Here is a 6,703-nt window from a genome sequence, read left to right as displayed (position 1 = left end):
TGGAAGGCAGCTCCAACGTCCTGTGCGAAGCGCTGGCCTCCGGCGTGCCCGTGGCCGCGTCCCGGATCTCGGGCTTGATAGGCACCCTCGGCGACGATTATCCGGGTTACTACGAGTTGGGCAACACCGCCGGCCTCAAGCGCCTGCTGCTCCGCGCCGAGAACGACCCGGCCTTCTACGAGAGCCTCGCGCGCCACTGCGCCGAGGTCGCCCCGCTGGTGAACCCGGACCGGGAGATCCGCACCTGGCAGGGATTGGTGCGCGAAGTCATGCGTTGATCACGCGGTAGGGCTCCTCCGTCATTCTCGCGGAAGCGCCCGAGGCGCGCTACGAGCCTTCCGACAGAACCTCGATGAGCGTCTCGGACACGGTGTCCAGTTCCGCGTGGCTGATGACCAAGGGCGGCAGCAGGCGCACCACGGTAGCGCCGGCGGGCAGCGCCAGTACGCCCTTCTCCATCAGGCGCACGAGGTGGGGCTGGGACTTTTCCTTCAGTTCGATGCCGATCATCAGGCCGAGTTGGCGGATCTCGCGTACCTTCGGCAGGTCCGCGGCCTTGAGGCGCTCCAGGAGGTAGGCGCCCTTCTCGGCGGCGGCTTCGGCCAAGCCTTCCTCGATCATGGCGTCGATGGCAGCCAGAGAAGCGGCGCATGCCAGGGGGTTGCCGCCGAAGGTGCTGCCGTGGCGGCCCACGGGGACCTCGAGCTTGTCGGAGCAGACCACCGCGCCGATGGGGATGCCGCCGGCCATGGCCTTGGCCAGGCACAGAATGTCGGGCTCCACGCCGAAATGCTCGCAGGCGAACATCTTGCCGGTGCGACAGAAGCCGGTCTGGACCTCGTCGATGATGAGGAGCACGCCCCGCTCCTTGCACAGGTCGCTCACCTGCTCGAAGAATTCGGCCTTGCCGAGGTTCACGCCGCCCTCGCCCTGGACGATCTCCAGCATGACCGCGGCGGTATTGTCGTTCACCTTCTCCTCGAGCTTGGCGAAGTTGTTGAAGGGCGCGAACTGGAAGCCGTCCACGACGGGTACGAAGGGCTCGCGGTACTCCTTGGTGAAGGTGGCGCTCAGCGCTCCCATGGTGCGGCCGTGGAAGCCGCGCATGGCGCACACGAACTCCTGCTTGCCGGTGGCGAAGCGGGCGAACTTGATGGCGGCCTCGATGGTCTCGGTTCCGGAGTTGCACAGGAAGGCGCGGTTGAGGTTGCCGGGAGTGATTCCGGCCAGCCGTTCCAGCAGGCGCGCTTTGACGTCGTTGTAGAAGACCCCGGAGCAGCTCACCAGCCGTTGGGCCTGCTCGGTTACGGCCTGCACCACCTTGGGATGGCAGTGGCCGAGGTTGGCGACGCCGTGGCCGGCCACGCAGTCGATGTACTCCCTACCCTCGTCGTCCCAAACCCTGGCGCCCTCGCCGCGCACGAGGACGATGTCGCGCTTGGGGTAGACGTCGAATTCGTGCTGTTGCTGCAGCTCCTTGAAGTCCGTCACTGGATCACCGTTCCTTTCCCCGCCAGGGCGTCCCGCACCGGATGCTCCGTACGGCCGTCGCTCATGATGACCTTCTCCGCGCCTTCCTCGAAGAGCTTCCGGAGGGCCAGCATCTTGCGCTTCATGCGCCCCTCCACCTGCGCTTCCCGCTGCTCCAGCTCCCCGGCGCGGATCTCGGGCACGACCGTGCTCTCGTCGTCCTTGTCGGCCAGGAAGCCGGGGGCCTCGATGAGCTGCAGCACCACCTCGGCGTGGAAGGCGGCCTGGAGCACGTTGATGATGTCGTCGTTCTCCGAGTTGATGGCGGTGTGGCGCTCGTCGATGATGGGGATCGACAGCACCGGCGCGTAGCCGCCGTCGAGCAGCAACTGGAACAGCTCCTTGTTGGCGCTCCTGGGCTTGCCCGAGAAGTCCCGGACGATGAGGGTTTTGCCATTCTTCCGCACCCGGATGCCCTTGTTGCGCTGTCCCTGGATGGCCCGCCCGTCGATGCCGGAAAGGCCCACGGCGTTGACGCCGTTCTGCTGCAGCAGCTCGACGATGCGTTTATTCTGGACGCCCGCATACCCCATCAGGATGGCGTCGAGCGCGGCCTTGTCGGAGAGCACGCTGGTATACCCCGACACCGAGGTGACCACCTGGGTGGGGTTGCCGAGCTTCTCCGCGATGGCGTCACGCACCGCGTTGGCGCCGTGCACCACGATGAACGGGTCGGACACCGCCGCCAAGTCCTCGGCGATCCCGGGCAGGTTGATGTCGCCGCCGCCGCCGATCTTCACCAGGATCATCGCAGGTGCTCCACCGTGTCGTTGGGGATGATGCGCCACGGCCCCTGCTCCGGCACGCTCTCGGAACTCACCACGAAACCGTCCGCGTCCTCTTGCGCGCGCAGCCTGAAATATTCCGGCTCCTCGTTGTACATCGACCCCACGTAGACGTTCTCCCTGTCCGCGATGATCATGTTCATGGCGCGCACGTAGCGGGTTCTGCGGACGATGACGTCCATCCCCTTGCGCATGGCCGCGGCCATGTCGCCCTTGTCGAAGCGCTTGACGAAATTGAACACCTTCTCCGCGCCGATGCGGCCCTCGGCGGATATGCGCACGCCGCGCAGCTCGCCGTTGAACGCGAACACGTAGCGGTCATCCGAGAACGGCATGTTGTTCTCCACCACGATGTTCTCGTCCCGGAACGCGCTGCGGGCGTGACCCACTAACAGCGTGGTGGCGCCGAATCGGGTCAGGTCGTCCTCCCAGATGGGCTTGATGTCGTGGTAGATCTTCCACGCTCCGTCGACAATGTAGGCACATCCCCAGCCGTGCCCCTGGTACTCCGGGCTGTTCCGGGCGATCTCGGCCAGCTCCGACAGGCGTTCGCCGATGTCAAATGACTCGCGGTTCTTGACGCACAGCAGGCGGCACATGGGCCTCGACCGCCTTACGGGTGCAGCCCCGGGAACTCGAGGCCCAAGGTCTCCTCGAAACCGTTCATGAGGTTGAACGCCTGGACCGCCTGCCCGGAGGCGCCCTTCATGAGGTTGTCCAGGGCGCTCATCACCACCAGCCGGTCCGAGCCCTTTTCCTTCTGGAAGCCCACGTCGCAGTAGTTGGTGCCGCTCAGCAGCTTGGGCTCGGGGTAGCGGTAGATGCCGTCCGCTTCCTTGACGATGCGGATGAAGGGCTCCTTGCCGTACGCCTCACGGTAGATCTTCCACACGTCCTTCTCTTCCAGGGGCTCGCGCAGGAACAGGTGACAGGTCGCCAGGACCCCCCGCACCATCTCGATGGAGGTGGCGGAGAAATACACGCGGACGGCCTCGCCGAAGCCCAGTTCCTGGTAGATCTCCGCGCAGTGGCGGTGCATCGTGGGCATGAACGAACGTACCGCGCCGCTGCGCTCCGGGTGGTGCGAGGCGTCGCTGGCGGCATTGCCGCCCTCGCTGGAGCCCACCTTCACTTCCACCACCGTGCGCTCGGGATCCGCCAACCCCTTCCTGAAGAACGGGTACAGTCCGAGGATGGTGGCGGTGGCATTGCAGCCGGCCCCGGTCACAAGGCTCGCGCCCCGTATCTCCTCGCGGTGCAGCTCGGGGACGCCGTACACGAACTTGCTCATGAGGTCCGGCCGCGCGTGCGCCTTGCCGTACCAGCGTTCGTATTCGCCCGGGTCGTCGAGCCGGAAGTCGGCGCTCAGGTCGATGATCCTGGGGGCCAGCGCCCGGAAGGCGTCGATGCGCTCCATGGCACGGCCGTGGGGCAGGCACAGGAACAACAGATCGCACGGCTTCAACTCGTCCATCCTGCAGAACTTGAGTTGGGTGCGCTTGCGCAGGTTGGGGTGGGCCTTGGACACGAACTTGCCGGCGAAGCGCTCGGAGGTGGCCTCGCACACCTCCACCCGCGGATGTGCCAGCAATAGGCGCAACAGCTCGCCCCCGGAATAGCCCGACGCCCCGACGATGGAGACCTTCAGCTTGTCCGCCACGGCCCGCGCGTTCCTTTCCGATCCATGCCCATGACCCGCATACCCGTCCGCCAGGCCCCTCAGGCCGCGCCCCTGCGTTCCTGTTCCTCCCGGCCCACCCTGAGCACGTGCTCGACCACGAGTCCGGGGATGTTGACGCCGGTGGTATCGATGCTGTTGCGGAACTCCATGGTGTAGTTGACCTCGTTGACCAGCAGGCCGTCCGGCGTCTCGAAGAGATCCACGGCGACGATGCCGCCTCCCGCCGCGCGGCACGCGCGCACCGACAGGTCCCCCAGCTCGTCCGTCACCGGGCAGTTCTCGGCGCGGCCGCCACGCGCGGTGTTGGTGATCCAGTGGTCGCTGTAGCGGTAGATGGCGGCGATGCACTCGTCGCCGATGACGAAGCTCCGGATATCGCGCCCGGTCTTCTCGACGTACTGCTGGATGTAGAAGATGGAGTGGTGGTAGCTGCCCAGAATCGCCTTGTGCTCCAGGATCGTCTCGGCCGCGTCGCGGTCGTTGACCTTGGCCAAGAGCCGGCCCCAGGAACCCACCGCGGGCTTCAGCACCACCGGGTAGCCCATCTCCTCGATGGCCTCCAGCGTGGATTCCTCGGTGAAGGCGATGCGCACCTCGGGCTGGGGCACGCCGTGCTCCTGCAGGTGCACCGAGGTGAGTATCTTGTCGCCGCACACCGTGGCCACACCCGAAGAGTTGACGCAGCGCACCCCGGCGCTCTCGAACAGACGAAGGCCGTGCAGCGCCCGGGAGTGGTTGATGCACCGCTCCAGCACCACGTCCAGGTCGAACCGGTCCCTGCCCAGGTTGAACGACAGCTTGCGGTCGTCGATCATCTGAAGCTCCACGCCGGAATGCTTCCGGAACTCCTTGATCAGGAGCTTCTCCTCGGGCCGGACCAGTGAATGCAGCAGACCTATCTTCAAGCTCATTCCCCCCAGTCTTCCTCTTCCGAGGGCGCCTCGGCCACCTCCGGCGGATCGAGGCTGGTGACCTCCAGCTCGGTGCCGCAGTCGGCGCAGGTGATCAGCTCGCCCTCCACCGCGTCATCCTCGAGCTCGAATTCTGCTCCGCAAACGGGGCATTCAACCATTGACGGGTACCTCCCTGTGGGGTGTGTCAACCCCTCCCCACCCATGGATTCCCGCTTCCGCGGGAATGACGATATGGGGCGGGGAATGATGATATGCGGCGGACAATGACGGTATGCGGCGTCGAGGCCGTTCGGCCCACGCGGATACGCTACGGCAGCACGGCCTTCGCGACCGTGGTGATGGCGTTCCGCAAGATGGCAACGATGTCGTCGATCTGTTCCTTCGTGACCACCAGCGGCGGACACACGGCCAAGGCGTGGGTGCCGCACACCCGCAGCAACAGGCCGTTGGCGAGGCACTCGTCGTAGACCTGCCGCGGCACCTGCTGTTCCACCGGAAAGGACTCCCGGGTCTCCTTGTCCCTCACCAGCTCCACCGCGGCGATGAGCCCCTTGCCCCGCACCTGGCCCACCATGGGCAGGTCCGCCAGCGTTGCCAGCCGCTCCTGCAGGTAGGCGCCCACCTCCGCCGCCCGCTCCACCAGCCGCTCCCCCTCGATGATGTCCAGGTTGGCCAGCGCGGCCGCGCACACCACCGGATGTCCGGTGTAGGTGTAGCCGTGGTAGAAGGCGTCGTCGGCCTTGGCCAGGAGCGTCTGGAAGATCTCCTCGCGGAAGAGCATGGCGCCCAGGGGCAGATAGCCGCTGGTGATGCCCTTGGCGGTGACCAGCACGTCCGGCGTGACGCCCTCGCCCGCGCACGCGAACAGGCTGCCGGTGCGCCCGTAGCCGGTGATCACCTCGTCGCAGACCATCAGGATACCATGCCGGTCGCAGATCTCCCGAATCCTCGCGAGCCAACCCTCGGGCGGGACGATGACCCCGCCCACGCCCTGCACGGGCTCGGCCACGAAGGCCGCAATGGCGTCCGTGCCCTCCCGCTCCACCAGCCGCTCCAACTCGTCGGCGCAAGCGAGCCGGCAGTCGGGCCAGGTCTTTCCCAGCTCGCAACGGTAGCAGTGGGGCCGCGCCATGTGGTGCACGCCGGGCAGGCCCGGTTCCATTTGCTGGTTGAAGAGCGGAATGCCGGTGAGCATAGCCGCGCCGCTGGAGGAACCGTGGTAGCCCTGGTTAAGGGTGACGAACTGCGTCCTGTTGGGCTGGCCCTTGGCTTTCCAGTAGGACCGCACCAACCGGATCATGCTCTCGTTGGTCTCGGAGCCCCCCGAGGTGAACACCACCCGGGTCAACCCCTCCGGCGCCATCTCCGTGAGCCGGGACGCAAGCCGAACGGTGGGCTCGGAAGTGGGCCCGATGAGCGTGGGCGCGTAGGCCAGCCGGTCCATCTGCTCCGCCACGGCCCGGGTGATCTCCTTCCGGCCGTGGCCGACGTGGACGTTCCACAGGGTGGCGAGGCCGTCGATGTAGCGCTTGCCCAGGGAGTCCCAGAAGTAGACTCCCTCCGCCCGGACGAACACCGGCACGCCGTCCTTTTGATGCTTCGACAGCGGCACGAAGCCGTGGACGAGGTGGTCACGGTCGGCGCGGCTCATGGCCGCCGTGCGTTCGAGGTCGAGAGGCTCGCTCATAGTCCGTAATACCGCTTCGGGTTGTCGCACAGGATCTTCTTGCGCACGTCGGGGCTCACGTCCTCGCGCGCGAAGAAGTCCGGCAGATCGTGGAAGAAGTCCGCGC

At 66.4% G+C, this 6,703-nt stretch carries 8 protein-coding genes; 1 reads left to right on the top strand and 7 read right to left on the bottom strand.

What is annotated here, in order from left to right; translation table 11 throughout:
* Positions 1-278: TIGR04348 family glycosyltransferase (locus tag OXU42_13790; protein ID MDE0030461.1), on the top strand; the 278-nt coding region annotated here is incomplete at its 5' end.
* Between the two features lie 49 nt (positions 279-327).
* Here the strand turns inward: OXU42_13790 and OXU42_13785 are convergent.
* The 7 genes from OXU42_13785 to OXU42_13755 all read right to left on the bottom strand — a co-directional run bounded on the left by OXU42_13785 (position 328) and on the right by OXU42_13755 (position 6,597).
* A complete protein-coding gene (locus OXU42_13785; GenBank protein ID MDE0030460.1) occupies positions 328-1,491 on the bottom strand; it encodes an acetylornithine/succinylornithine family transaminase in 1,164 nt (387 codons plus the stop codon).
* Positions 1,488-2,279 (bottom strand): [LysW]-aminoadipate kinase, encoded by a 792-nt coding sequence (locus tag OXU42_13780; GenBank protein ID MDE0030459.1) that lies wholly within the window; start codon positions 2,277-2,279, stop codon positions 1,488-1,490. Before OXU42_13780 ends, OXU42_13785 begins: the two co-directional genes overlap by 4 nt.
* Positions 2,276-2,914 carry a class II glutamine amidotransferase gene (locus tag OXU42_13775; protein MDE0030458.1) on the bottom strand — a complete coding sequence of 213 codons (639 nt, stop codon included), beginning with the start codon at positions 2,912-2,914 and terminating at the stop codon, positions 2,276-2,278. Before OXU42_13775 ends, OXU42_13780 begins: the two co-directional genes overlap by 4 nt.
* A 14-nt stretch (positions 2,915-2,928) precedes the next feature.
* Positions 2,929-3,975, bottom strand: a complete 1,047-nt coding sequence (gene argC / locus OXU42_13770) for an N-acetyl-gamma-glutamyl-phosphate reductase (GenBank protein MDE0030457.1) — start codon at positions 3,973-3,975, stop codon at positions 2,929-2,931.
* Positions 3,976-4,034: 59 nt separating this feature from the next.
* Entirely contained in the window at positions 4,035-4,901 is an 867-nt protein-coding gene (gene lysX / locus OXU42_13765; protein MDE0030456.1) for a lysine biosynthesis protein LysX, read from the bottom strand.
* Between the two features lie 2 nt (positions 4,902-4,903).
* Positions 4,904-5,068, bottom strand: a complete 165-nt coding sequence (gene lysW / locus OXU42_13760) for a lysine biosynthesis protein LysW (GenBank protein MDE0030455.1) — start codon at positions 5,066-5,068, stop codon at positions 4,904-4,906.
* Between the two features lie 149 nt (positions 5,069-5,217).
* Positions 5,218-6,597 carry an aspartate aminotransferase family protein gene (locus OXU42_13755; protein ID MDE0030454.1) on the bottom strand — a complete coding sequence of 460 codons (1,380 nt, stop codon included), beginning with the start codon at positions 6,595-6,597 and terminating at the stop codon, positions 5,218-5,220.
* Between the last annotated feature and the right edge of the window lie 106 nt (positions 6,598-6,703).

It is taken from the genome of Deltaproteobacteria bacterium, assembly GCA_028818775.1.
GTDB lineage: Bacteria > Desulfobacterota > Binatia > UBA9968 > JAJDTQ01 > JAJDTQ01.
The sequence above is the reverse complement of the archived record's forward strand: the minus strand, read 5'-3'. Positions and strand labels throughout refer to the sequence as shown.

Coding starts and splice junctions, on each gene's coding strand:
- OXU42_13780 (MDE0030459.1), bottom strand. CDS start 2,279: ATGATCCTGGTGAAGATCGGCGGCGGCGGCGACATCAACCTGCCCGGG.
- OXU42_13775 (MDE0030458.1), bottom strand. CDS start 2,914: ATGTGCCGCCTGCTGTGCGTCAAGAACCGCGAGTCATTTGACATCGGC.
- lysW (MDE0030455.1), bottom strand. CDS start 5,068: ATGGTTGAATGCCCCGTTTGCGGAGCAGAATTCGAGCTCGAGGATGAC.
- OXU42_13755 (MDE0030454.1), bottom strand. CDS start 6,597: ATGAGCGAGCCTCTCGACCTCGAACGCACGGCGGCCATGAGCCGCGCC.